This window comes from Actinosynnema mirum DSM 43827, from assembly GCF_000023245.1.
In the GTDB taxonomy this organism is placed as follows: Bacteria; Actinomycetota; Actinomycetes; order Mycobacteriales; family Pseudonocardiaceae; genus Actinosynnema; species Actinosynnema mirum.
In genome coordinates, this window is sequence record NC_013093.1 from 3,977,138 (window position 1) to 3,998,764 (window position 21,627).

Annotated in this window: 26 protein-coding genes; 14 read left to right on the forward strand and 12 right to left on the reverse strand. The window is 75.5% G+C overall.

All coding sequences use genetic code 11. The annotated features are described in order from the left end of the window. Positions 1 to 142: 142 nt before the first annotated feature. The 4 genes from AMIR_RS16995 to AMIR_RS17010 form a co-directional block, all read right to left on the reverse strand. On the reverse strand, positions 143 to 370 hold the full coding sequence (locus AMIR_RS16995; RefSeq protein WP_015802191.1) for a hypothetical protein: 228 nt from the start codon (positions 368 to 370) through the stop codon (positions 143 to 145). Between the two features lie 200 nt (positions 371 to 570). After that, positions 571 to 1,542: a helix-turn-helix domain-containing protein gene (locus tag AMIR_RS17000; protein WP_015802192.1), complete on the reverse strand. Its 972-nt coding sequence runs from the start codon at positions 1,540 to 1,542 to the stop codon at positions 571 to 573. Positions 1,543 to 1,857: 315 nt separating this feature from the next. Continuing rightward, positions 1,858 to 2,436 carry a helix-turn-helix domain-containing protein gene (locus AMIR_RS17005; protein ID WP_015802193.1) on the reverse strand — a complete coding sequence of 193 codons (579 nt, stop codon included), beginning with the start codon at positions 2,434 to 2,436 and terminating at the stop codon, positions 1,858 to 1,860. A 72-nt stretch (positions 2,437 to 2,508) separates the two neighbouring features. Next, entirely contained in the window at positions 2,509 to 3,228 is a 720-nt protein-coding gene (locus tag AMIR_RS17010) for a thymidine kinase (protein ID WP_015802194.1), read from the reverse strand. 105 nt (positions 3,229 to 3,333) lie between these two features. Here AMIR_RS17010 and AMIR_RS17015 point away from each other — a divergent pair, with 105 nt between their 5' ends. Both AMIR_RS17015 and AMIR_RS17020 read left to right on the forward strand, forming a co-directional pair. Further along, on the forward strand, positions 3,334 to 3,648 hold the full coding sequence (locus AMIR_RS17015) for a PadR family transcriptional regulator (protein WP_015802195.1): 315 nt from the start codon (positions 3,334 to 3,336) through the stop codon (positions 3,646 to 3,648). Continuing rightward, positions 3,645 to 4,430, forward strand: a complete 786-nt coding sequence (locus tag AMIR_RS17020; protein WP_015802196.1) for a hypothetical protein — start codon at positions 3,645 to 3,647, stop codon at positions 4,428 to 4,430. Before AMIR_RS17015 ends, AMIR_RS17020 begins: the two co-directional genes overlap by 4 nt. Positions 4,431 to 4,436: 6 nt before the next feature. Here the strand turns inward: AMIR_RS17020 and AMIR_RS17025 are convergent, their stop codons facing one another. Both AMIR_RS17025 and AMIR_RS17030 read right to left on the reverse strand, forming a co-directional pair. Further along, positions 4,437 to 5,846, reverse strand: coding sequence for an MFS transporter (locus AMIR_RS17025; RefSeq protein ID WP_015802197.1), 1,410 nt, complete (start codon positions 5,844 to 5,846; stop codon positions 4,437 to 4,439). 64 nt (positions 5,847 to 5,910) lie between these two features. After that, entirely contained in the window at positions 5,911 to 6,687 is a 777-nt protein-coding gene (locus tag AMIR_RS17030) for a glycerophosphodiester phosphodiesterase family protein (protein WP_015802198.1), read from the reverse strand. A 67-nt stretch (positions 6,688 to 6,754) separates the two neighbouring features. On the opposite strand from AMIR_RS17030, the gene AMIR_RS17035 reads away from it, so the two are divergent. From AMIR_RS17035 to AMIR_RS35835, 3 genes are all read left to right on the forward strand, one after another. Further along, positions 6,755 to 7,216, forward strand: coding sequence for a hypothetical protein (locus AMIR_RS17035; protein WP_015802199.1), 462 nt, complete (start codon positions 6,755 to 6,757; stop codon positions 7,214 to 7,216). An 89-nt stretch (positions 7,217 to 7,305) separates the two neighbouring features. Next, complete coding sequence (locus tag AMIR_RS17040) at positions 7,306 to 9,327, forward strand: putative bifunctional diguanylate cyclase/phosphodiesterase (protein ID WP_015802200.1); 2,022 nt, start codon at positions 7,306 to 7,308, stop codon at positions 9,325 to 9,327. Between the two features lie 23 nt (positions 9,328 to 9,350). Then, complete coding sequence (locus AMIR_RS35835; RefSeq protein WP_015802201.1) at positions 9,351 to 10,010, forward strand: VOC family protein; 660 nt, start codon at positions 9,351 to 9,353, stop codon at positions 10,008 to 10,010. Positions 10,011 to 10,070: 60 nt separating this feature from the next. On the opposite strand, the gene AMIR_RS17050 is transcribed toward AMIR_RS35835, so the two are convergent. The 3 genes from AMIR_RS17050 to AMIR_RS17060 all read right to left on the reverse strand — a co-directional run bounded on the left by AMIR_RS17050 (position 10,071) and on the right by AMIR_RS17060 (position 12,119). Then, positions 10,071 to 10,526: a PPOX class F420-dependent oxidoreductase gene (locus AMIR_RS17050; protein ID WP_015802202.1), complete on the reverse strand. Its 456-nt coding sequence runs from the start codon at positions 10,524 to 10,526 to the stop codon at positions 10,071 to 10,073. A 36-nt stretch (positions 10,527 to 10,562) separates the two neighbouring features. Continuing rightward, complete coding sequence (gene ku, locus AMIR_RS17055; protein WP_015802203.1) at positions 10,563 to 11,423, reverse strand: non-homologous end joining protein Ku; 861 nt, start codon at positions 11,421 to 11,423, stop codon at positions 10,563 to 10,565. 138 nt (positions 11,424 to 11,561) lie between these two features. Continuing rightward, on the reverse strand, positions 11,562 to 12,119 hold the full coding sequence (locus tag AMIR_RS17060; RefSeq protein WP_015802204.1) for a GNAT family N-acetyltransferase: 558 nt from the start codon (positions 12,117 to 12,119) through the stop codon (positions 11,562 to 11,564). A 131-nt stretch (positions 12,120 to 12,250) separates the two neighbouring features. On the opposite strand from AMIR_RS17060, the gene AMIR_RS17065 reads away from it, so the two are divergent. The 3 genes from AMIR_RS17065 to AMIR_RS17075 are packed head-to-tail and all read left to right on the forward strand — an operon-like array spanning position 12,251 to position 14,769. Further along, positions 12,251 to 13,072, forward strand: coding sequence for a DUF3097 domain-containing protein (locus AMIR_RS17065; RefSeq protein ID WP_015802205.1), 822 nt, complete (start codon positions 12,251 to 12,253; stop codon positions 13,070 to 13,072). A gap of 45 nt (positions 13,073 to 13,117) precedes the next feature. Further along, positions 13,118 to 13,549: an NfeD family protein gene (locus AMIR_RS17070; RefSeq protein WP_015802206.1), complete on the forward strand. Its 432-nt coding sequence runs from the start codon at positions 13,118 to 13,120 to the stop codon at positions 13,547 to 13,549. 29 nt (positions 13,550 to 13,578) lie between these two features. Further along, on the forward strand, positions 13,579 to 14,769 hold the full coding sequence (locus AMIR_RS17075) for an SPFH domain-containing protein (RefSeq protein ID WP_240439039.1): 1,191 nt from the start codon (positions 13,579 to 13,581) through the stop codon (positions 14,767 to 14,769). Between the two features lie 50 nt (positions 14,770 to 14,819). Here the strand turns inward: AMIR_RS17075 and AMIR_RS17080 are convergent, their stop codons facing one another. Further along, entirely contained in the window at positions 14,820 to 15,008 is a 189-nt protein-coding gene (locus tag AMIR_RS17080; RefSeq protein WP_015802208.1) for a hypothetical protein, read from the reverse strand. Positions 15,009 to 15,030: 22 nt separating this feature from the next. On the opposite strand from AMIR_RS17080, the gene AMIR_RS17085 reads away from it, so the two are divergent. The 4 genes from AMIR_RS17085 (at position 15,031) to AMIR_RS17100 (ending at position 18,033) form a co-directional block, all read left to right on the forward strand. Beyond that, complete coding sequence (locus tag AMIR_RS17085) at positions 15,031 to 15,390, forward strand: ArsR/SmtB family transcription factor (protein WP_015802209.1); 360 nt, start codon at positions 15,031 to 15,033, stop codon at positions 15,388 to 15,390. Then, on the forward strand, positions 15,387 to 16,433 hold the full coding sequence (arsB, locus tag AMIR_RS17090) for an ACR3 family arsenite efflux transporter (RefSeq protein WP_015802210.1): 1,047 nt from the start codon (positions 15,387 to 15,389) through the stop codon (positions 16,431 to 16,433). The genes AMIR_RS17085 and arsB overlap by 4 nt, the downstream gene beginning before the upstream one ends. A 50-nt stretch (positions 16,434 to 16,483) precedes the next feature. After that, a complete protein-coding gene (locus AMIR_RS17095) occupies positions 16,484 to 16,894 on the forward strand; it encodes an arsenate reductase ArsC (RefSeq protein WP_015802211.1) in 411 nt (136 codons plus the stop codon). Positions 16,895 to 16,965: 71 nt separating this feature from the next. Continuing rightward, positions 16,966 to 18,033: a DUF6880 family protein gene (locus AMIR_RS17100; protein WP_015802212.1), complete on the forward strand. Its 1,068-nt coding sequence runs from the start codon at positions 16,966 to 16,968 to the stop codon at positions 18,031 to 18,033. A gap of 236 nt (positions 18,034 to 18,269) precedes the next feature. Here AMIR_RS17100 and AMIR_RS42775 read toward each other — a convergent pair whose 3' ends face one another. Then, on the reverse strand, positions 18,270 to 18,395 hold the full coding sequence (locus tag AMIR_RS42775) for a hypothetical protein (RefSeq protein ID WP_280956290.1): 126 nt from the start codon (positions 18,393 to 18,395) through the stop codon (positions 18,270 to 18,272). Positions 18,396 to 18,749: 354 nt separating this feature from the next. On the opposite strand from AMIR_RS42775, the gene AMIR_RS17105 reads away from it, so the two are divergent. Further along, a complete protein-coding gene (locus AMIR_RS17105; RefSeq protein ID WP_015802213.1) occupies positions 18,750 to 19,031 on the forward strand; it encodes an ANTAR domain-containing protein in 282 nt (93 codons plus the stop codon). A gap of 28 nt (positions 19,032 to 19,059) precedes the next feature. Here AMIR_RS17105 and AMIR_RS17110 read toward each other — a convergent pair whose 3' ends face one another. After that, positions 19,060 to 20,433: an amidase family protein gene (locus AMIR_RS17110; protein ID WP_015802214.1), complete on the reverse strand. Its 1,374-nt coding sequence runs from the start codon at positions 20,431 to 20,433 to the stop codon at positions 19,060 to 19,062. 211 nt (positions 20,434 to 20,644) lie between these two features. Between AMIR_RS17110 and AMIR_RS17115 the strand changes: the two genes are divergently transcribed. Beyond that, positions 20,645 to 21,523, forward strand: a complete 879-nt coding sequence (locus AMIR_RS17115; protein ID WP_041836818.1) for a pentapeptide repeat-containing protein — start codon at positions 20,645 to 20,647, stop codon at positions 21,521 to 21,523. The last annotated feature ends 104 nt before the right edge of the window (positions 21,524 to 21,627 follow it).

Genomic DNA, 21,627 nt, shown 5'->3' on the forward strand with positions numbered 1-21,627 from the left:
TCGCGAGGAATTCGGGTGCGCACGGCTGCGGCGTGCCGCAGTCACCACCCGTCCGTGTGGTCGGGTCTGCGGTGCCCGGCGCGCGTGAAGGCCCCCGGCCGGAGGGGCGGACGGGGGCCTTCGACGAGGTGCTCGGGGCGGCTCAGCCGTTGTCGTGGCTGTGCTCGCCGCCCACGGCCTTGGCCTCGGTGGGCTGGGCGTGCGCGCCCGCGCGACCGGCCAGGGAGGGGTCCGCGGACTCGGGCTCGCCGAAGGCGCCGCTGGTGACCCCGCTGCTCGTGCCGTCCTGCCTGACCTGGCCGCCCCTGCGCGCCTGCTCCTCGGTGTCCTCGCGGTTGCCGAACTGGCCGGGGTTGTTCTGGTCCGCCACTGCTCCTCCGCCTCCCTGCGCTCCACGTGCCCAGCCGGGTGGGTCGAGCACCCGACGCCCCGTGCGGGGTCAGGGGTGGCAATACCCGCCAGGGGGACGACGAACCACGAACGGGGGATACGCGAGGAGGTTTTCGTGACGCTGCGAGGCGCGCGCCCAGGACGGGCCAGGCTGGCCTGGACGGGCCGGCCGGGCCGGGCTCAGACCGGGCGCCCCAGCAGGCGCACCGCCAGCGCCAGGCGCAGCCGCAGCATCCCCGCCGCGTCGCGCAGGCTCCAGCCCAGCAGCACCTCGGCCCGCTGCAGCCGCACCCGCAGCGTCGAGTGGTGCACGAACAGCTCCTGCGCGGCGGCCCGCTGGTTCGGGGCGTTGGCCACCGCCACCAGCGTCGGCAGCAACCACGGCGCCTCCTCGGCCGCCGCCGTGAGCACCGCGGCGTCCGGCGTCGTGGTGCCCGGCGCGACCGCCGCCGCCAGCATCTCCAACCCGCCCAGGTCCTCGGCCCGCACCACGCGCGGACCGGGGTCGGCCGTGGTGCCCTCGGCGGTCAGCCGCAGCGCCGTCAACGCGCGCGCCGCCGACTCGGGCAGCCGGTGCGCGGGCAGCCGGTGCGCGGGCACCGCCGGTCCCACGCCCGCGCGCCCGCGCACCGGCACCGGGTCGCCCTCCGGCTGCACCAGGACCTTGCCGTGCGGCTGGGCCAGCACGCGCAGCCTGCCCTCCGGGTTGAGCCCCAGCCCGCGCAGCGCGGCGAGCCGGGCCTCCAGGGGGGTGCCCGCGGCGATCGCGGTCTCCAGCAGCGGCGCGGCCGGGGTGTGCGCGGGGCCGGTGACGGGGCGGTGCCGGATCAGCAGGGCCGCCGCCGCGCCCGCGCGCTCCAGCACCAGGGCGTCCAGGTCGCGTCCGCGCGCCGCGCTCTCCAGCCACAGGGTTGCCGCGCCGTCGAGCACCCGCACCGCCAGCCAGTCCGGTTCGGGGCGCACGGGGCTGTCGCGGCGCTCGCCGTCGGGCTCGACCCGGATCACCACGCGGCGGGTGCGGTCGACCAGGCGCGCGGGCAGGCCGGTCAGCTCGGCGGCGGCGCGCGCCACCGCCTCCAGGTCGGCGCGCCTGCGCAGCAGGTCGTCGAAGCGGGCCGCGACCCGCTCCGCCCCGCCGGGTCCGGGTTCCATCGACGCGGGTGGTTCCGCAAGGCTCCGCACGGTCTCCCCCCTCGCGATCGGCTGCGCCGCCTACTCTCCCAGCCCCTGCCCCGGTCGGACCAATCGCCTCCCGCACGAGGGTGGCCACCCGTGCGAGCCCAAGCGGAGCAGGGCGGGGACGCGCGGATCGTCGTGGTCGACGACGGCGCACGCGCGGCTCCCAGGATGGCACTGGGACAGGCGCCCGCGCTGCCCCTCGACGTGCCGGCGGTTCGAGGGGTGCCCCGGATCGGGGTGCGAGCCGTCGCGTCCGGAGCACCGCGTCCGCACCGGCCGTCCCGGCGCTCAGCCGTCCTTGCGCGCGGAGCCGGTGCGCATGTGGATCTGCTCGCCCTGCTTGCCGAACAGGCTCAGCACCTCCACCGGCCGGTCCGGTTCGGCGGCGCCGAACCAGTGCGGCACGCGCGTGTCGAACTCGGCGGCCTCCCCGGAGACCAGGACCACGTCGTGCTGCCCGAGCACCAGCCGCAGCCTGCCCGCGAGCACGTACAGCCACTCGTAGCCGCCGTGGGTGCGCGGGTCGGGGTCGTCGCCCCGGTAGGGGATGAGCATCTTGTACGCCTGGATGCCGCCGGGCTGCTGGGTGAGCGGCACCACGGTCATGCCGTTGCGCCGCACCGGCGCGAGCCGCACCCTCGGGTCGCCCACCGGCGGCGCGCCGACCAGCTCGTCCAGGGGCACCCGGTGGGCGCGGGCGATCGGCAGCAGCAGCTCCAGGCTGGGCCGCCGCTGCCCGGACTCCAGCCGCGACAGGGTGCTCTTGGAGATGCCGGTGACCTCCGCCAGGTCGGCCAGCGTGGCCCCGCGGGAGGCGCGCAGCGCGCGCAGCCGCTCGCCGACCTGCCCGAGCACGTCCTCGTCCACGTCCCGCCCCACCTCCGGCCCGTCCCGCGTCCGGCAACGCGTGTTGCCATTATGCGCCGGGGGCGGGGGTGCTCAGGTCAGGCTGAGCTGCCCGTCGCGCACGGCCGACGGGCCGAGGTCGCCGGTGCGGTAGTGCTTGCGGCACAGCACCTGGTAGCGCACGTCGTCCGCGGCGACCTGCACCACGTCGGCCACCAGGACCGTGCTGCCGTCGCGCACCAGCACGTCGTCGTGCACGCGCCCGTTGAACCGGCCGGGCAGCCCGCACCAGCACAGCACCTCGACCTGGATGGCGTTGAGCTCGTCGGCCAGCTCGAACAGCCTGCGCGAGCCGGGGAACATGGTGCTGCGGAAGTCGGTGGCCAGGCCGAAGCAGTAGACGTCGATCTGCGCGTCGTCGGCGAGCTCGGCGAGCTGGTCGACCTGCTCGGGGTCGAGGAACTGGGCCTCGTCGACGATCAGGTAGTCCACCCGCTGCCCGCGCCCCCAGTGCTCGCGCACCAGCGCGCCCAGGTCCATCTCGTCGTGGACCTCCAGCGCCCGGCGGGCCAGGCCCATGCGGCTGGAGATGGTGGGGGTGCCGGAGCGGTCGTGGCGCACCAGCAGCAGGCCGCAGCGGCCCTGGCGGGCCTGGTTGTGGTCGATCTGCAGGGCCAGGGTGGACTTGCCGCAGTCCATCGGGCCGAAGAAGAACCGCAGGCTGCCCGCAGCCCTCACCCCGCGCCGCGCCCCTGCGGCGGGCACGGACGCCAGGGCGTCGGTCGGGTCGAGTGCGGGGTTGGTGGGTTCCACGGCGCGCAACCTTAATGCGCGGGGCGTGGGGCGCGGTCACTCAGGTGGGCGAGCGAGACTGGACTTCATATCGTGTCTCGCGATATAACGTGTCTCGTGAAGTCCATGACGGAGCAGGCGCTCCTCGTCCTGACCGCCCTCACCGAGGGCCCCCGGCACGGCTACGCGATCGTCCAGAACGTCGACGCGCTGTCCGAGGGGCGCACCCGGCTGCGGGTGGGCACGCTCTACGGGGTGCTCGACCGCCTGGTCGCCGAGGGCCTGGCCGAACCGGACCGCGACGAGGTGCACCAGGGCAGGCTGCGCCGCTACTACCGCATCACCGAACCGGGCGTGCGCGCGCTGACCGCCGAGGTCGCGCGCCTGGACGCCACCGTGCGCGCGGCGAGCGCCGCCCTCAGGGCCAGGGAGACCGGATGAGCAGCCCCGACGAGTGGGGAACGGGCGGGTCGGGAACGGGCGGGTCGGCAGCCGGGGACGGCGGCAACCTGGAGCGCCGCTACCGGGCGCTGCTGCGGCTGCTGCCCGAGCGCTACCGCGCCGAGCGGGCCGACGAGATGACCGAGGTGTTCCTGGCCGGCCGCGCCGACGACCTGGACCGCGAGCACGGCTGGCCCGGCTGGTCCGAGGCCGCCGCCACGCTCGCCCTCGCCGCGCGGCTGCGCCTGGGCGCCACGCGGGCGGGCCGCGCCGTGCGGCTGGTGGCGTTCACCGGCCTGCTCGCGCACACCCTGCTGTCCGCGCAGGAGGCCACCACGACCCTGCGCGCGAACGTCCCGGTCCCCGCCGCCGACCTGCTGGTGCTGGCCCTGGCCCCGCTCGCCCTCCTCGCGCTGCTCACCGGCCGCCCCACCACGGCCGCGCTCACCGCCACGGCCGCCGCCGCGCTGGGCCTGCCGCTGCTGGCCGCCGAGGGCCCCGCTCTGGCGTGGGCGCTGCTCACCCAGGCCGCCGCGTGGACCACCGCCGCCGCCCTGTGGGCCGGCCACCCCCGCGAGGCCCCCGGCGCCCGCTGGTCGGTCGCCGCCGCCACCGCGACCACCGCGTGGACCGCCTGGTGCCTGCTCGCGCCACCCGTCCTGGCCTACCACCACCCGTGGCTGCTCGCCGCCGCCACCACCGCGCTCGCCACCGTCACCAGCGGCGGAAAAGCCAGAAAAGCGGGGCCGGGGGAGACCCCCGACCCCGCCACCACCACCTGAAGGACCTCAGACCGTCTCCGGCACCGGGTTCCCCGACGCCTTGATCGCCCGGCGCACCGGCACGAACACCATCAGCACCAGACCCACCACGAAGAACACCACGAGCGAGACGATCGCCAGCCGGAACGACCCGGTGGCCTGCCCGACCCCGGCGAACACCAGCGGCCCCAGCCACGAGGTCGACCGCTCGCCCACCTCGTACAGGGAGAAGTACTGGGCCTCGCGCCCCGGCGGGATCATCTGGCTGAACAGCGACCGCGACAGCGCGTTCGTGCCGCCCAGCACGATGCCGATGCCTGCCGCCAGCGCGAAGAACTGCCCCTGCTGCCCGGCCTGCACGAAGTACGCCGCGCCCACCACCACGATCCACACGCCCAGGCTGATCATGATCGTGCGCTTGGTGCCCCAGCGCTTCGCGCCCCACCCGTGCAGCAGCCCGCCGAAGAACGCCACGAACTGCACGATCAGGATCGTCGTGATCAGCACCGACTGCTCCAGCTTCAGCTCGGCGCTGCCGTACTGCGCCGACACGTTCGCCACCGTGGCGATGCCGTCGGTGTAGATCAGGTACGTGCCCAGGAACGCCAGCGTCAGCGGGAAGCCCTTGGCGAACCTCAGCGTCTGCCCCAGCTCCTTGAACCCGGCCGTCACCACGCCGAACCCGCGCTCGCCGCCGTGCGGCGCCTGGTGGGCGCGCAACCCCCGCAGCGGCACCAGCGTGAACGCCGCCCACCAGATGCCGGAGAGCACGAACGCCAGCCGCACCGACTCGGACTGGGTCAGCCCGATCGCGTCGTGCCCCAGGTACAGCGCCAGGTGCAGGGCCAGCGCCAGACCACCGCCGAGGTAGCCGAACGCCCAGCCGCGCGAGGACACCGCGTCCCGCTCCTCGGGGGCGGCGATCTCCGGCAGGAACGCGTAGTACACCACCACCGAGGCGCCGTAGCAGATGTTCGCGATGATGAACAGGCCCACGCCCAGCTGCCAGTTCGTGCCGGTCACGGTGGCCAGCGCCATGGTCGCGGCCGAGCCGGTGAACGCCAGCGCGCCCATCATGGCCCGCTTGTTCTGGGTGCGGTCGGCGATGGCGCCCATGACCGGCAGCACCAGCACCTGGATGACGGTCGCCACCGACAGCAGGTAGCCCCACAGCGACCCGGCCGGGAACTCCAGGCCGAACAGCGAGATGTCGCAGTTGACCAGCGAGTTCTCCTGGCCGCCGTCCAGGCACGGGGCCGCCCCGTTGCGGGCGGTGTCGCCCTGCGCCGCCACCTGCGCGATCGAGCCCAGGTACAGCGAGAAGAACACCGTGATCACCGATGTGGGGAACACCGAGTTCGCCCAGTCGTACCAGATCCAGGCCCGCTGCTCTCTACGGCGATCGGCGGGGGGCGCACTGCTGTCGGCCACGCTCATGGGGGCGGACTGTATCCGTCCAGACCCCCTCGGCAGGACCTCCTCGGCCAACCTGTTGTGAACATCAGGTGGCCGTCCACGCCCCGCGCTCGCGCAGCACCTCCCGCAGCACGTCCGGCCGGTCGCTCACCAGCCCGTCCACCCCGAGGTCCAGCAGCCGCCGCATCTCGTCGGCCTCGTCGACGGTCCACACGTGCACCTCGCCGCCGCGCCGGTGCGCCGCCCGCACGAACCGCGCGTCCACCACGGTGAGCCTGCCCTGGTTCACCGGCACCTGCGCGATCGCCCCGCGCGCCGCCGCCGCCAGCCCCGGCAGCCGGCAGCCCGCCCACAGCGCCGCCACCGAACGGGGCCCCATGGAGGTCAGCAGCTCCGGGCCGAGCAGCTTGCGCAGCCGGGCCAGGCGCGCGTCGGAGAACGAGGCCAGGCACACCCTGCCCAGCGCGTCGGTGCGGCGCAGCAGCTCCACCACCGGGTCGACGGCGGCGTCGGACTTGACGTCGATGTTGAGGAACGCCCCCGGCAGCTCCTCCATCAGCTCCTCCAGGCGCACCACCGGCTCCCGCCCGCCCACGCGCGCCTGGCGCACCCGCGCCCACGGCAGGTCCGAGACCACGCCCGTGCCGTCGGTGGTGCGGTCGAGCGTGGAGTCGTGGTGCACCACGACCACCCCGTCCGAGGTGGTGTGCACGTCGGTCTCCAGGTAGGAGAACCCCTCGGCCACGGCGCGGCGCATCGCCGCCAGCGAGTTCTCCATGCCCTCCAGCTCGCCCAGGTGCCACCCCCGGTGCGCGAAGGCGCGCGGGTTCGGGCCGGACAGGTACCGATGGCTCAGCTTCACGCGCCGAGTGTGCACCGGCGGCGTGGCGCTGGAACAACCAGCCGGTGTCCGGCTACCGTCGCCGCCCATGGAGCTGGCAGGCCCCTCCCACCACCCCGGCGCGAACCCGGACGCGGCGGCTGACGCCGCCGTCGCCCCCTTCGGCGCGCCCGGCACCGAAGCCGACCCCGCAGCGGCCGACCCGACCGCGTCCCGCAGACCGCGCCGGGAGGAGGCCCGCCACTGCGCCTGGTGCGGCAGACCCCTGCCCGACCAGGGCCGGGTGGGCAGACCGCGCCGCTACTGCGCCCAGCCGTGCCGCCAGCGCGCCTACGAGCGCAGGGCCGCCGTGCAGCGCGGCGGCCTGCCCGAGGACGCCGTCGTGCTCTCCGCCGCGGAGCTCGCCGACCTGCAGGACCGGCTGTTCCAGCTGCGCTGCGCCGCCGAGGACGTCGCCTCCGCCGCCGCCGAGGGCGCGGACCCCGCCGAGCTGGGCGAACTGGCCACCGGACTCGCCGACACCGCACGGGGACTGGAGCGGCTGCGCTGAGTGGTGTTGGCTGGGACCCCACCCGCGCGCCCACGAGGCGCGCGTGGGCACCAGGAGCCACGAGCACGGCAGCGACACCGGGAGGACGCGTGGGCGGCGCGTGGCACCGAGAGGTGCTCCAGCGGACCGACATCGGCTACGGCGTGACGGACCCCGCCACCACCCTGAGGTGGGCCAACCCCGCGCTGGCAGGCATCCTCGGCATCGATCCCGAGCACCTGCCGGGCCGCTCCCTGTCGGCGCTGCTCCCCGGAGCCCCCGACCGGCCGAGGCCGGGCCTGGCGCTGCTGACCCCGGCGGGGGAGGGCCACCGGTGGCTGGAGGTGACCTGCCAGCGGCTCGACGCCTCCGGCGGGGACCTGCTGTACCGGGTCGCCGACGTCACCGCGTGGCGCGACCGGGAGCTGGAGGCCACCCACGAGGCCGACGCGCTGCGCCGCGCGCAGGTGCTGGGCCGCATGGGCACCTGGGAGTGGCACATCGCCGAGGACCGCGTCGAGTGGTCCGACACCCTGCTGGGCATGTTCGGCTACCCGGCCGGGACCGCCCTGGACTACGCCGCGTACACCGGGCACGTCCACCCCGACGACCTGCCCACCATCCAGTCCACCCTCACCGAGGCGCTGCGCACCGGGGCCGGGTTCTCCTACACGCACCGCATGACGTTGGGCGACGGCGTCACCGAGCGCTGGTTCGAGTGCTTCGGCGAGGTCGTCACCGACCCCGACGGGACCCCGCAGCGGGTGCTGGGCACCGCGCACGACATCACCCAGTCCCGGCGCGTGCACGACGAGCTGCTGGCCCTGGCCGAGCAGGACCCGCTGACGGGCCTGGCGAACCGGCGGGCGGTCACCCGCGAGCTGGAGCGCCGCCTGGCCACCGGCGGCACCGGGTCGCTGCTGCTGCTGGACCTGGACAACTTCAAGGACGTCAACGACCTGCGCGGGCACGCCGTGGGCGACCGGCTCATGCGGGCCCTGGCCGCCGCGCTGCGCACCCGCCTGGAACCGGAGCACCTGATCGGCAGGCTGGGCGGCGACGAGTTCGCGGTGGTGCTGCCCGACACCGGCCCCGCCGACGCCGCCCGCGTGGCCGAGCACCTGCGCGACACCATCGCCCGCCTGCCGCTGGCCACCCCGGCCACCCGCACCACCATCAGCACGGGCGTGGCCGGGTACGGCACGAGCGGCGACACGTGGGAGCTGGTGCTGGCCAACGCCGACCTGGCGCTCTACGCGAGCAAGGCGGCAGGCCGCAACCGGGTCACCGTGTACGAGCCGGGCCACTACGCCGACACCGCCAAGCGCGTGTCCGTGCTGGACCGGCTGCGCGGTGCGCTGGACGGCGGGGGCCTCGCGCTGCACGCGATGCCGATGGTGCGCCTGGCCACCGGCCGCGTCCTCGGGCACGAGCTGCTGCTGCGCCTGGAGGACGGGCAGGAGCCGCGCCTGGGCCCCGCGGACTTCCTGCCCGAGGCCGAGCGCACCAACCTGGTGCACGAGATCGACCGGTGGGTGCTGGCCACCGCCATCGACACCCTGGTGCGCCACCCCGACCCGGAGTTGCGGTTCAACGTCAACGTCTCCGGCCGCACCCTGGAGGACCCGGAGTTCGGCGGGTTCGTCCTCGACCGGCTCGCCGGGGCCGGGGTGGCGCCGGGCAGGCTCGGCATCGAGATCACCGAGACCGCCGCCGTGACGAACCTGGACGCCGCCCGCACCCTCGCCCACCAGCTGCGCGGCCACGGCTGCCGGATCGTGCTGGACGACTTCGGCTCCGGGTTCGGCTCGTTCGTGCACCTCAAGCACCTGCCCATCACCGGCATCAAGATCGACGGCGAGTTCGTGCGCGGCATCGACGAGCGCGGCCCGGACGCGGTGCTGGTGTCCGGGATCATGCGCATCGCCCAGGGGCTCGGGCTGTCGGCCGTGGCCGAGTGGGTGGAGCGCCCCGAGCAGGTCCGCACCCTCACCAGCCTCGGCGTCCGCGTCGGGCAGGGCTTCCACCTCGGCGGCCCGGTGCCGCTGGGGCAAGTCCTTTCAGCCCAACCGCAGGCACCGGACGGCGCATTGTCCCCGGAGCGAAACCCTGCGATAGATAGGCGTTCCTAGATCAAGAATCCGATCGGAAGTCGATGCCCACCCCCACCACACGAGGGCTGCGCCGCCTGGAGCTGAGCGCGTCCCGACCCGAGTCCGCGATGAACTTCTACGCCGAGCTGTTCGGCTGGGTCGTCATCGCCGAACCCGGAGACGCCTACAGCGGATGGGCGGGCGACCGCCTGGCCACCCGCATCACCCCAGGGGAGGACCCCACCTGGCGCGTCACCTTCGCGGCCAAGCAGCCGCGCGTGATCGACGCGCACACCGACACCGACGCGGGCCGCCCGCTCCACGGGCCCTGGGCCCCGCCGCCCAGACCGGGCGAGCCCTGCTGGGTCGAGCTGGTCAACCCGGTCGAGGACGACGCGCACTGGACCGCCGAACTGGGCTGGACCAGCCGCACCCCCGACGAGGACTTCACCCTGTACGACAGCATCACGCCGCAGCCCAGGGCCGTCACCGGCAGGCTGCGCACCGACCAGGCGCTGCCCTCGGGGTGGCTGACCTACTTCGCCGTCCCCGACCTGGCCGCCGCGCTCGCCACCGCGAACGGCCTCGGGGCGAGCACCGTCGCCGAGCCGCGCCGGGTGCCCACCGGGCACGTGGCGGCCATCGCCGGGCCGGACGAGCGGATCTGCGCGCTCCTGGAGAACCCGGCCGGGTGGGGCGGCGAGCACCACCGCGTCGACTAGCCCACCTCGACCGGGTCGCCTCTCCCCGAGCCCGGTCCGGCGCGCGTCCTGACCCGCGCGCTACCGCCCAGGCGGGAAACCACCGGTGGCGATCGGCCCCCAGCCGTCGATCGCCACCCGCACCAGCACCTTGCCCTGCTTGAGCATCGCCGCCCGGTACTCGTCCCAGTCCGGGTGCTCGCCCGCGACGCAGCGGAAGTACTCCACCAGCGGTTCGAGGGCCTCGGGCAGGTCCAGCACCTCGGCGACGCCGTCCACGTGCGCGTAGGGGCCGTCCCAGTCGTCGGAGAGCACGCACAGGCTCACCCGCGGCTCGCGCCGGATGTTGCGCACCTTCGCCCGCTCCGGGTAGGTCGACACCACGATCCGGCCCTGCGCGTCGACCCCGCAGGTGACGGGGGAGGACTGGGTCCCGCCGGAGGCGCGGGAGGTCATGAGCACCGCGCGGTGGCGGGGGCGCAGGAACTCGACGAGCGCGGCGCGGTCGACGGCGTCGGCGGTGGCGATCTTCGGCATGGGGCGAGCCTAACCAGGGCGTGGGGCGGGCGCGGGTCAGCGCCGCCCGCCGCGCAGCCGCTCCAGGCTGCGGCGCAGCGCGGCCAGCAGCTCGCCGCCGGTCTCGCCCGGCGCGCGCGAGGCGGGGATGTCCACCTCCGGCACCTCGGTCTCGGCTGCCTCGTCCGTCTCGTCGGCCTGCCGCACTTCGCCGGCCTCGCGCCGCTGCCGCTCCTGCCGCTCCAGCCGCTGCCCGGCGAGCTTGTCGGCCACCACCCGCGTCAGGCCCGCCGAGTAGGCGTCGGGGAACGCGGCCGGGTCGAAGTCCTCGGTCATCGCCCCGACCAGCGAGGCCGCCAGCCCCAGCTCCCGCTCGCCGGAGACGGCGACCGGCACCACGAAGTCCGGCTCCCGCACCTCCTCGGCCCACACCAGCACCTGGAGCACCAGCACCCCGCCGCGCGGTCGCACCACCGCCACCACCTCGCGCCCCCGCAGCGGGACGCGGGCGATCCCGACCAGCCCGCCGCGCTCCAGCACCTCCCGCAGCACCGAGTACGACCCGGTCCCCGGCTCCTCCGGCTCCAGGTAGTAGGCGCGCCCCAGCAGCACCGGGTCCACCTGCCCGGCTGGCGAGAACTGCACCACCTCCACCGCCCGCGAGGGCAGCGCCCGCAGCCCGGCCAGCTCCTCGTCCTCCACCAGCACCACCCCGGCCCCGGAGTCGTGCCCGCGCGCGAGATCGGCGGCCTCCAGCTCCTCGCCGCACAGCTCGCACACCCGCCGGTGCCGCACCCGGCCGCCGTCGACCCGGTGCACCTGGTGCAGCCGCACCCCGCGTTCCTGCCGCACCGGCGTCAACCGCACCGGGAACGACACCAGCCCGACCGTCACCGACCCCCGCCACGTCGCGCGCATAACCCCTGGGTACAGCGCCCGCACGCCCACACCCGGGAACCTCACCCGAAAGCGCGAGTCCCGGCGCCCCGCGAACGGGTGACAACCCCTGCGACAACGCGGTCCGGCACCGGACGGCCGGGGGTGGCGGGGCGGGCGTCAGCGGGAGGGCGGGGGCGGGACGCGCACGCCGAGCCACTGCTCGGCCCCGTACGCCCGGAACCGCTCCACCTCGGCGAACCCGAGCCGCGCGGCCAGGCGCACCGAGCGCCCGTTGTCCAGCGCGGTGCACAGCAGCACCGGTTCGCCGGGGAGCGCGCGGGCGAACCAGTCCAGCGCGGCCTCGCACGCCTCGGTGGCGTACCCGCGCCCCCACACCCCCGGCAGGAACAGGTAGCCGATGCCGACCTCCCCGTCCGGCCGGGTGGAGCCGGGCTCGGCGGGACGCCGGTCGAACGTGACCGCGCCGACCGCGGCCCCGCCGAGCTCGACCACGAGGAAACCGGGGCGGTCGCCGGGCACCTCGGGCATCTCGCGCTCCAGCACCGCGCGGTCGAACCGCTCGGGCGGCTGCGGGCCGCCGACGCCCGCGCCCACCTGCGGCGAGGAGAACAGCTCGACCAGCGCCGCGCGGTCGCGCGCCTCGGAGGGGCGGAGCACGAGCCGTCCGGTGCGGATCGGGTCGGGCGGCCAGCGGACGGGACCCAGCTCGGTCATGCCCGGCAACCTAGCCGCGCCCGCGACCGCGTGGGGGCCGCCGCTGCGGTAGACCCGAACCCGCCGCCCTGCGCCGGACCGCCCGCACGCTGTCACGCCCCGTAGCCCGTCCGGGGGTAACGTCCCCGGACGTGCGATCCCACGACTACGGCCGCGACGTCCTGTCCGCCCCCAAGCGCCGCAAGGTGCCCGAGGTCCCGGCCGAGCTCGGCCTGGTCGTCGAGGACGCCTCCTCCGGGTTCTGCGGCGCGGTCGTGCGGTTCGAGCAGGGCCGGGTCGTGCTGGAGGACCGCAGGGGCGGCACCCGGCAGTTCCCGCTGCTGCCCGCCGCGTTCCTGATCGACGGCGCCCCCGTCACCCTCACCCGCCCCGCGCCGTCCGCCACCCCCGCCGCCGCGGCGCGCGCGTTCTCCGCGTCCGGCTCGATCCGCGTGGAGGGCCTCAAGGCCCGCACCGCCCGCGACAGCCGCATCTGGGTGGAGGGCCTGCACGACGCCGAGCTGGTCGAGCGCGTCTGGGGCCACGACCTGCGGGTGGAGGGCGTGGTGGTCGAGCCCCTCGACGGGGTGGACGTGCTGGCCGCGCGGATCGCCGAGTTCGGCACCGGGCCCGGCAGGCGGCTCGGGGTGCTGGTGGACCACCTGGTGCCCGGCAGCAAGGAGTCCCGCCTGGTCGAGGGGATCACCGACCCGGACGTGCTGGTCACCGGTCACCCGTACGTGGACGTGTGGCAGGCGGTCAAGCCCGAGGCGGTGGGGATCGCGGCGTGGCCGGTGGTGCCCAGGGGCGTGCCGTGGAAGGAAGGGGTGTGCGCCGAGCTGGGCTGGGGCGAGACGTGGGAGGGCTGGCAGCGGGTGCTCGCCGGGGTCGGCGGGTTCCGCGACCTGGAGCCGTCGATCCTGGGCGCGGTGGAGCGGCTGATCGACTTCGTCACGGAACCGCTGCCGGATTAGTCCGATTCCGGCAAGATCCCCCGCCCGCCCCGCATCGGTGGAAGGATGGGTTTCGTGCCCGCGCTGATCTGGATGATCCTCGGTGTCCTGCTGATCGCGGCCGAGGTCTTGTCGGGTGACTTCGTGCTCGTCATGCTGGGCGCCGCCGCGCTCGGGGCGGCGGGAGCGGCGGGGCTGGGCGCCGACCTGGTGGTCAGCGCCCTGGTGTTCTCCGCCCTGTCGCTCGGCCTGGTCGCCGGGGTCCGCCCGGTGCTCAAGCGCCGCCTGGACAAGGGGCTCGGGCACCGCTCGGGCGTGGAGGCGCTGCTGGGCGGCACGGCCGTCGTCGTGTCCACAGTGGACGGGCACGGGGGTAGGGTCCGCATCGGGGGCGAGGTCTGGTCGGCGCGGTCCATGGACCACGCCGTGCTCGAACCCGGCGCGGAAGTGACCGTTGTCGAGATCTCCGGCGCGACCGCCGTGGTGCTGGGGACCTGAGGAGGTGGGTTTTGACCGTCACAATCGTGTTGATCGCAGTCCTGGTGCTGCTGGTGCTGATCACGGTGGCGAAGTCCGTTCTGGTGATCCCCCAGGCCACGGCCGCGGTGGTCGAGCGCCTTGGCCGCTACCGCACCACCGCGGCGCCGGGCCTGAACATCCTGGTGCCGTTCCTGGACCGGGTGCGCGCCCGCATCGACCTGCGCGAGCAGGTCGTGTCGTTCCCGCCGCAGCCGGTGATCACCCAGGACAACCTGACCGTGTCCATCGACACGGTGGTGTACTTCCAGGTGACCGATCCGCGCTCGGCGGTCTACGAGATCTCCAACTACATCGTGGGCGTCGAGCAGCTGACCACCACCACGCTGCGCAACCTGGTGGGCGGCATGAGCCTGGAGGAGACGCTCACCTCCCGCGACCAGATCAACAACCAGCTGCGCGGCGTGCTCGACGAGGCCACCGGCCGCTGGGGCATCCGGGTGGCGCGCGTGGAGCTCAAGGCGATCGACCCGCCGCCCTCCATCCAGGACTCGATGGAGAAGCAGATGCGCGCCGACCGCGAGAAGCGCGCGATGATCCTGACCGCCGAGGGCCAGCGCGAGTCGGCGATCAAGACCGCCGAGGGCCAGAAGCAGTCGCAGATCCTCGCGGCCGAGGGCGCCAAGCAGGCGTCGATCCTGTCGGCGGAGGCGGAGCGGCAGTCCCGCATCCTCAAGGCGCAGGGCGAGCGCGCGGCCCGGTACCTGCAGGCGCAGGGCCAGGCGAAGGCGATCGAGAAGGTGTTCGCCGCGATCAAGGCCGGGCGGCCCACGCCCGAGGTGCTGGCGTACCAGTACCTGCAGACGCTGCCGCAGATGGCGCAGGGCGACGCGAACAAGGTGTGGCTGGTGCCCAGCGACTACGGCAAGGCCCTGGAGGGCTTCGCCAGGATGCTGGGCAAGCCGGGCGACGACGGCGTGTTCCGCTACGAGCCCCCGGCCCCGGAGCCGCCCGCGGCCCCGACGCAGGAGCAGGACGACCCGTCGGTCGCCGACTGGTTCGACACCGCGCCGGACCCGGCGGTGGCCGAGGCCGTGCGCGCGGCGGAGGCGGTGGCCCGCAAGGAGGTCCCCGGCCCGCTGGAGACCACCCGCCAGCTGAGCTCGCCCACCCCCCAGGCGGGGCAGGTGGGCGGTGGCGAGGAGCGCCGGGCGGTCGGGCAGGGCGAGGGCGCGGTCTGAGGTAGTCGGGTGCGCAGGGGCGGTCCGCTGGCGCGGGCCGCCCCTTTTTGTCATCGACCGCCCGCGGGCGCGGTGGCGCGGATGATCGCGGAACGCACGCCCCCGGCGACGGCGAGCGCGGTCGCGGCGTTGCGGAGACGGACGGTCTCGCGCAGGTCGGCGGCCTGGTCGTCCGTGGTGCGCGCCCCTCTCGTGAAGCTTGCTCCGCCGTTCTCCCGCCCCGCCTCGCGCGCGGGCATCGAAGGTTGTCAATATAGAAGCATGTCGAAACAGGAGTCGGCCGCGTCGTCCGCCGAGTGCTGCCCCGGCCTGCTCGCCGCGCCGCTGGACGCCGGGCGGGCCGCCGAGCTGGCCCCGGTGTTCAAGGCGCTGGGCGACCCGGTCCGGCTGCGCCTGCTGTCGATGATCGCCGCCCGCGCGGGCGGCGAGGTCTGCGTGTGCGAGCTGACCCCCGCCTTCGACCTGTCCCAGCCGACCGTCTCGCACCACCTCAAGCTGCTGCGCGAGGCGGGCCTGGTCGACAGCGAGCGGCGCGGCACCTGGGTCCACTACCGGCTGCGGCCCGAGACCACCGACCGCCTCGCCGCACTGCTCACCCGCCCCGCCGGGCTGTCGTCGTGACCGCGCCCCCGGCTCGCCTGTCGCCCCTGGACCGCCTGCTGCCGCTGTGGATCGGCGCGGCGATGGCGGCTGGCCTGCTGCTCGGGCGAGAGGTCCCCGGTCTGGACGGGGCGCTGAACGCGGTCGCGGTCGACGGGATCTCGCTGCCGATCGCGCTCGGGCTGCTGGTGATGATGTACCCGGTGCTGGCCAGGGTCCGCTACGACCGGCTCGGCGCCGTCACCGGCGACCGCCGCCTGCTCTGGTCCTCCCTGGCCCTGAACTGGCTGGTCGGCCCCGCGCTGATGTTCGCGCTGGCCTGGCTGCTGCTGCCCGACCTGCCCGAGCACCGCACCGGCCTGATCATCGTCGGCCTGGCCCGCTGCATCGCCATGGTGATCATCTGGAACGACCTGGCGTGCGGCGACCGCGAGGCCGCCGCCGTCCTGGTCGCCCTCAACTCGGTGTTCCAGGTGCTCGCGTTCGGCCTGCTGGGCTGGTTCTACCTCTCCGCGCTGCCCGGCTGGCTCGGCCTGCCCACCGCCGACCTGGACGTGTCGGCCTGGCAGATCGCGAAGAGCGCGCTGGTCTTCCTCGGCGTCCCGCTGGTGGCCGGCTACCTCACCCGCCGCCTCGGCGAGCGGGCCAGGGGCCGCGAGTGGTACGAGACCCGGTTCCTGCCGCGCGTCGGCCCGCTCGCCCTCCACGGGCTGCTGTTCACCATCGTCGTGCTGTTCGCCCTGCAGGGCGAGCAGATCACCTCCCGCCCGCTCGACGTGGCCCGCGTCGCCGCGCCCCTGCTGGCCTACTTCGCCCTCATGTGGGCGGGCTCCTACGCCCTGGGCCGCGCGATCGGCCTCGGCTACGAGCGCACCACCACCCTCGCCTTCACCGCCGCGGGCAACAACTTCGAGCTGGCCATCGCCGTCGCCGTCGCCACCTTCGGCGCCACCAGCGGCCAGGCGCTGGCCGGGGTGGTGGGCCCGCTCGTCGAGGTGCCCGTCCTGGTCGGCCTGGTCCACCTCTCCCTGGCCCTGCGCCGCCACCACCCCGCCGCCCGCTGACCCCGCAGCCGTCCCGACCGCCGGAACACCGAGAACCCCCAGGAGCCACCGTGTCCGACCTGCCCGAGGTGCTGTTCGTCTGCGTCCACAACGCGGGCCGCTCCCAGATGGCCGCCGCCCTGCTGCACCACCACGCCCAGGGCCGGGTCCTGGTGCGCTCGGCCGGGTCCGCGCCCGCCGCGGTGGTCAACCCGGCCGTGGTCGAGGCGATGGCCGAGCTCGGGCTCGACCTGTCGCGGGAGTCCCCCAAGCCGCTCACCGCCGAGGCCGTCCGGACCGCCGACGTGGTGATCACCATGGGCTGCGGCGACGCCTGCCCGGTCTTCCCCGGCAAGCGCTACCTCGACTGGGCCCTGGACGACCCCGCCGGGCGGGGTGTCGACGCGGTCCGGCCGATCCGCGACGAGATCGACCGCCGCGTCCGCGACCTCCTCGCCGAACTGGTGGCGGGCGAGCGGTAAGCACGTCACCCGTCTGGAAGATCAACCACGGCGGAATTAGTCACCAAGGGTTATATGGTTGGCTACTCCACGTGGATGTCCTGCCGGAGCGCGTGATCAGTCTGCTGCGGTCGCCGTGGCCGTGGGAACTGCGCTGGCAAGGCCTGGCCTCCACAGTCGGCGAGCTGTCCGACCTGGTCAGAACCGGTTTAGCGGACACCGCCACCATCGCCTCCGTCGTCGAGGCCCTCCTGCACGGCGCAGGACCCGCCCACCGGGCCGCCTTGCACGGGCTCGTCGACCGGGTGCTCGACCTGCACGCCGCCACCTGTGCGGGTGAACTGCCTGACCCGATCGTGCTGGCCGAGTGGTTGCTGCGCGTGCAGACCGGTTTCCCCGAACTCCCCGAGGTCCGCCTCGCCCCCTACGCCCCCGCGCTGGGGGAGCGCGGCCTCGCGCACTACCGGCGGATCGCGCTGGCCCGGTTCGACGCGCTCCCCGTCATCGCCTTCGGCTCGCTCGGCTTCTACGACCGCGAGCGCTGGGCCCTGCTGCGCGCCGCGGAGGAGCTGGCCGAGCACACCGGCGACGTCGACCTGCACGTGCTCGTGCTCTCCCGCAACCTCGCGGGCGGCTGGGACTATTTGCGCATCGCCACCGTCCTGCACGAGGCGGGCCGCCCCGACGAGGCCCTGGACTGGACCCGGCGCGGGTTGCGCGCCACCGGCGGGCGCGGCGCGGCCACCCGGCTCGTGGACGCCGCCGTGGACGAGTGCCTGCGCGTCGGGCGGCTGGACGACGCGGTCGACCTGCGCTGGCGGGCGTTCACCACCACCCCCACCTCCGGCGCCTACCTGCGGCTGCGCGGTCTGGCGGCGCCTGCGGGGGACTGGCCGGTGCTGCGCGGGCGCGCCCTGGCCCACCTGGCCCGGCACGCCGACACCGCCGCCCTGCGCGAGGTCGTGACGGCGGAACTGGCCGCGTCACCGGTGGCCGGGTGGCTGGAGCACCTGCGCGCCGAGCTGCGCAGGGCCGGGCGCGCGGCGGAGCTGGACGCGCTGGCCGACCTCACCGCCGACACCGGACCGGCAGGGCAGACCGAACAGGCCGGACCGGCAGGGTTGGTCGGGCCGGCCAAGCCGGTGGCCGATACCGGCTGAACCGGGCCCCGCCATCGGCGCGCGGGCACCGGGAAGGCAGGAAGCGTCGACGCCGTTCGCCTGCTGCCCCGCCCCCGACGGCCTGGACGCCATCGGCCTCGGGCTCAACGCCCCGGTCGCCGAGCTCACCCTGCACCGGGCCCTGGTGGCCCCCGGCGACCGCGTGCTCGTGCGCGGCGCCGGAGGCGGCATCGGGGTCCTCGCCGTCCGGATCGCCCGCGCCCGCGTCACCGCCGTCACCTCCTCACCCGAGCGCGCAGGCCGCCTGCGGCCCTCGGCGCGACCACGACCGTGGACCGCACCCACGCCGCCCCCACCGGCGAGCACGACGTCGTGGTCGACACCGTCGCCGGCCCCGGCATGGCCGAGCACCTGCCGCTCCTGGCCCCCCAACGGCCGCTACGCGCTGTGCGGCGGCGTCGGCGGCGACCCCGGACCGGAGCCGTTCGCCGCGCCCGTGGTGCTCCGGGCGCTGTTCGGGCACCGCGAGCCGACCGCCTCGTTCGTGCGCGAGGTCGTGGACGTGGTCGGCGCGGGCCTCGGGGCCGGACGCCACTGCGCCGACCGGACCCCGCCGACCGCTGAACACCCCACCCGCGACCTGCGGGTTTTCGTTTTCCGGGAAGTGCTCTTCGCCTGGCGCGCTAGCGCGCACCCACCCCGGCGCGGTGCAGTGGTGCACGTTCCCGACGCACGTGCACCAGCGGAGTACCGGTATGCCCAGCGACCAGCAGCACCCCACCACCGACACCCGCCACGAGGAGCTGCGCCAGGAGCTTGCCGAGGCCCAGGTGACCCTCCGGCAGCTCCGCTCGGCCATGCCCACCAACCGCCTCATCGGGGTCGCCACCGGCATCATCGCCGAACGCCTGCGCATCACCCCCGAGCGGGCCCTGGACACCCTCGTGCGCGCCAGCCAGAACGACAACCGCAAGCTCCGCGACGTCGCCATGGACGTGGTCAACGAGCAGCGCGGCCTGACCACCCTCGACGGCTGACCACCCCGGCGGCGCCCCCCGGCAGGGCTCACCCCACCGGCGGCCTGCGGTCCGCCCACGGCCGGGCCCGCTCCAGCTGCCCCGCCACCGACAGCACCGTCCGCTCGTCGTGCGGGCGCCCGACCAGCTGCACCGACAGCGGCAGCCCCGCGCCGGTGAACCCCGCCGGGACCGCCACCGCCGGGTTGCCCGCCACGTTCCACACCGGCAGGAACGCGGTGTGCCGGGCCGCCGCGAGCAGCGCCTCCACCGCCGTCAGCTCCCGCCACTGCCCCACCCGCAGCGCCGGGTGGGTGAGCACCGGGCTCAGCAGCACGTCGTAGCGGGTGAACACCCGGTTCGCCCGCTCGGTCGTGCCCCTGCCGGACGCCACCGCCGCCGCCCCCACGGCGGCCGGGATCGCCCGCCCCATCGCCGCGACCCGCCGGGTGCGCCGGTCAAGGCGGTCCGGCCGGTCCAGCGCCGCCACCCCGCCTGCGGCCCCGTCGCGCAGGTAGCGCACCGAGAAGTCCACCCATCCCGGCACCTCCGCCAGCGCCGCGTCCAGCCGCACCACCTCGTGCCCCAGGTCGGTCAGCAGCACGGCGGTGTCCAGCACCGCGTCCAGCACCTCCCGCGCCACCGGCACCCCCGCCGACCACGGCCGCAGCGCCACCGCCACCTTCAACCGGCCGGGGTCCTCGGCCGCGGCCCCCACGAAGTCCTCGCCGGGCGCGAGCACGTCCGCCAGCAGCGCCGCGTCCCGCACCCGCCGCGTGATCGGCCCCGCCGCCACCAGCCCGCCCCACGGCTGCCCGCCCAGCGGCACCCGCCCGCGCTGCGTCTTGAGCCCCACCAGCCCGGTCGCCGCCGCCGGGATGCGCACCGAACCCCCGCCGTCCGTGCCCACCGCGGCCCCCACCAGCCCGGCCGCCACCGCCGCCGCGGACCCGCCGCTGGAACCCCCGGCCGAGTGGCGGGGCGACCACGGGTTGCGGGTGGGCCCGGCCCAGCTGCTCTCGGTGAACGGCCACAGCCCCAGTTCCGGCATCCGCGTGCGCCCCACCACCACCGCGCCCGCCCCGCGCAGCAGCGACACCACCTCGCTGTCCGCGTCCGCGACCGTCTCCACCGCCGAGGTGCCCAGCGTGGTGGGCAGCCCGGCCAGCGCGAAGTCCTCCTTCACCGCCACCGGCACCCCCAGCAGCGGCGCGTCCCCACCCCGCGCCCGCCGCGCGTCGGCGGCCTCGGCGTCCGCGAGCGCCCGCTCGGCGAACACCAGCCGGAACGCGTTGAGCCCCCGATCGACGCGCTCGATCCGCCGCAGGCACTCGGACACCAGCTCGCGGGAGGTCAGCACCCCGGAGCGCAGCAGGTCGGCCTGGGCGGCGGCGCCCGCGAAGCACGCGTCGGTCAGATCCATGCCAGCGACCCTAGCGCCGGGCCCGCGGAGGACCGGGGGACGCGCGCGCAACCGGGGCGCGGACGGCTGCGGACGGCTTCGGCGCCGGGGGAGCGGGCCGGGACCGCGTCCCCGTTGCCGCGCGCCCACCCGGTTGTTCCCGCCGGGGCCACGAATCCGCGTGGTGTTCCGAACACCCCCGCGCGGCCCGCCGAGGTGCATGATTCACCGCATGGTCCTGTCCTGGCTCCCCTGGGTGGTGGCCGCCGCGCTGGCCGCGGTCGCCGTGGCGCGCCAGGTGCGCATGTCCGAGCACGACACCCTCCTCGACGAGCACGCCCGCCGCCGCACCGCCCCCGACCGGGTCTCCACCCCGACCGCGTGGCGCCGCGTCACCCGCGACGTGCTCGACGGGGCCCCGCGCGCGCTGGACCGGCTCGACGCGCACGTCGCGCAGCGCCCCGACCGCCGCCAGGACGCGGTCGACCTGCTGCTGATCTGCCTGCGCTCGGGCGTGGCGCGCGGCCTGAACGCGGCCTGGCGCACCGAGGTGCAGGACCGCCTGCGCGCCCACCTGAGCCCCGGCCCCGGCTTCTGGCCCGGCATGGCGCTGCGCGCGGCGGGCGCCACCCTGGTCGAGCTGGACCTGTCGGGCTGCCGCCCCGGCTCGATCGACCTGACCGGCGCGGTGTTCCTGGGCGACGCGCGGCTGCGCGCGATGACCGTCACCGGCCCGGCCACGTTCGCGCAGGCCAGGTTCCTGCGGCACGCCGACCTCGCCGACACCCTGTTCACCGCCGACGCCGACCTGACCGGCGCGGTCCTCACCGGCAACGCGGTGCTGCGCGGGGTGCGCGTGGCGGGCGCGACGAGCCTGGCCGGGGCCAGGGTGTCCGGCCGGGCCGACCTGAGCGGGGCCGAGCTGACCGGTCCGGCGGACTTCACCGGGGCGCGCTTCGGCGGGCGGGCGCTGTTCACCGGCACCACCTTCGGCCACGACGCGCGCTTCGACCGGGTGTGGTTCCGGGGCCGCACGGACGTCACCTCCGCGCTGGTGGGGGACACCGCGTCGTTCACCGACGCCCGCTTCGGCAGGCGCGTGCCCCGCTGACCGGTCGAACCGGCCCGCCCGTCAATCCCCCGCGCCGGGGAGCCGAAGGCGGAAAAGCCCCCTGAAAACGCCTGAAACCGTCTCGTTCGAATGTGAACGAGACG

Excerpts from the sequence above, each read along its gene's own strand:
- AMIR_RS17000 (WP_015802192.1), bottom strand. The coding sequence starts at position 1,542 with ATGGAACCCGGACCCGGCGGGGCGGAGCGGGTCGCGGCCCGCTTCGAC.
- AMIR_RS17015 (WP_015802195.1), top strand. The coding sequence starts at position 3,334 with ATGACGGAGCAGGCGCTCCTCGTCCTGACCGCCCTCACCGAGGGCCCC.
- AMIR_RS17020 (WP_015802196.1), top strand. The coding sequence starts at position 3,645 with ATGAGCAGCCCCGACGAGTGGGGAACGGGCGGGTCGGGAACGGGCGGG.
- AMIR_RS17025 (WP_015802197.1), bottom strand. The coding sequence starts at position 5,846 with ATGAGCGTGGCCGACAGCAGTGCGCCCCCCGCCGATCGCCGTAGAGAG.
- AMIR_RS17035 (WP_015802199.1), top strand. The coding sequence starts at position 6,755 with ATGGAGCTGGCAGGCCCCTCCCACCACCCCGGCGCGAACCCGGACGCG.
- AMIR_RS35835 (WP_015802201.1), top strand. The coding sequence starts at position 9,351 with ATGCCCACCCCCACCACACGAGGGCTGCGCCGCCTGGAGCTGAGCGCG.
- AMIR_RS17050 (WP_015802202.1), bottom strand. The coding sequence starts at position 10,526 with ATGCCGAAGATCGCCACCGCCGACGCCGTCGACCGCGCCGCGCTCGTC.
- ku (WP_015802203.1), bottom strand. The coding sequence starts at position 11,423 with ATGCGCGCGACGTGGCGGGGGTCGGTGACGGTCGGGCTGGTGTCGTTC.
- AMIR_RS17060 (WP_015802204.1), bottom strand. The coding sequence starts at position 12,119 with ATGACCGAGCTGGGTCCCGTCCGCTGGCCGCCCGACCCGATCCGCACC.
- AMIR_RS17070 (WP_015802206.1), top strand. The coding sequence starts at position 13,118 with ATGGGTTTCGTGCCCGCGCTGATCTGGATGATCCTCGGTGTCCTGCTG.
- AMIR_RS17080 (WP_015802208.1), bottom strand. The coding sequence starts at position 15,008 with ATGCCCGCGCGCGAGGCGGGGCGGGAGAACGGCGGAGCAAGCTTCACG.
- AMIR_RS17085 (WP_015802209.1), top strand. The coding sequence starts at position 15,031 with ATGTCGAAACAGGAGTCGGCCGCGTCGTCCGCCGAGTGCTGCCCCGGC.
- AMIR_RS42775 (WP_280956290.1), bottom strand. The coding sequence starts at position 18,395 with ATGCCGGGGCCGGCGACGGTGTCGACCACGACGTCGTGCTCGCCGGTG.
- AMIR_RS17105 (WP_015802213.1), top strand. The coding sequence starts at position 18,750 with ATGCCCAGCGACCAGCAGCACCCCACCACCGACACCCGCCACGAGGAG.
- AMIR_RS17110 (WP_015802214.1), bottom strand. The coding sequence starts at position 20,433 with ATGGATCTGACCGACGCGTGCTTCGCGGGCGCCGCCGCCCAGGCCGAC.
- AMIR_RS17115 (WP_041836818.1), top strand. The coding sequence starts at position 20,645 with ATGGTCCTGTCCTGGCTCCCCTGGGTGGTGGCCGCCGCGCTGGCCGCG.